General features: G+C 56.6%; 1 protein-coding gene and 1 pseudogene. Both read right to left on the reverse strand.

Features of this window, described 5'->3' with window-relative positions; all coding sequences use genetic code 11:
- Positions 1–278: PilW family protein (locus tag NW820_RS12990; RefSeq protein ID WP_414407722.1), on the reverse strand; the 278-nt coding region annotated here is incomplete at its 3' end.
- A 50-nt stretch (positions 279–328) separates the two neighbouring features.
- Positions 329–797 (reverse strand): annotated as a pseudogene (locus NW820_RS12995) (prepilin-type cleavage/methylation domain-containing protein); the annotation flags it as partial.

The raw sequence follows: 797 nt of genomic DNA on the forward strand, positions 1-797 counted from the left end.
TTTTGGATGAGATCTGGCGTTCCGTCTCCGTTGGGCTGTTCCGCATCGTTGTAGATGTAAAGCGCCTCTGCCAGATCCTGCTGGATAAACTGCATGGCCTGGGTCAGCTCCGCCTGCACCTGAGTGCGCCCCGTCTCTTCCCGATCCACCCGCATGGTTTCAATGACGATCATGCCCGTGGCCAACAGAAAGATCGAGGCTACCACCAGCGACACCAAAAGCTCGATGAGGGTAAACCCCGCACTCTGGTAAACCCTGTGGCGAAAAACCTTGAACATAGGAAAACACCACCTTTTTGTGAGCCTGCAGGAGGAGCTTACCCGTCGCTTCAAAGCGAGGTAGGGCTTGGGCTGGGCAGCGGGAAGGCATTGCAGTTGTTGGTCGGGATCCCACCCCTAGCTTGAACATCGGCCAAAATGGCCCGGCAAACATCCCCCAAATTGGCAGCCAGGTTGACTTCCACAATCGAGCTGGCCATGGGAAAGAGCCACACATCGGCATTGGCCAAGTTCTGATTGGCGGAGACCGTCTCAGTGCGCAGGCCAGGAAGAGCTTGCCGAGTGTTTGGGTTAAAGGAAAAGCGATGGTAGACCCTGACTCCCATCATAAAGCTGCAGGGAACCCCTGCAATGATGGTTCTGCTACGTCGGTCGATGCATTCCCCGCCCCTATCCCGAAAGGTTTGGATGACATAGACCTCGGGGTTTCGCCCCGGCACCTGAACTTCAGCCAAACGAATGGAGTAGTTGGGGCCGGGGTTGTCCATATCAGCAGGAGGCGGGGTATTGGCCAAGGGG

Source organism: Synechococcus sp. R55.7, from assembly GCF_047461955.1.
GTDB lineage: Bacteria > Cyanobacteriota > Cyanobacteriia > Thermostichales > Thermostichaceae > Thermostichus.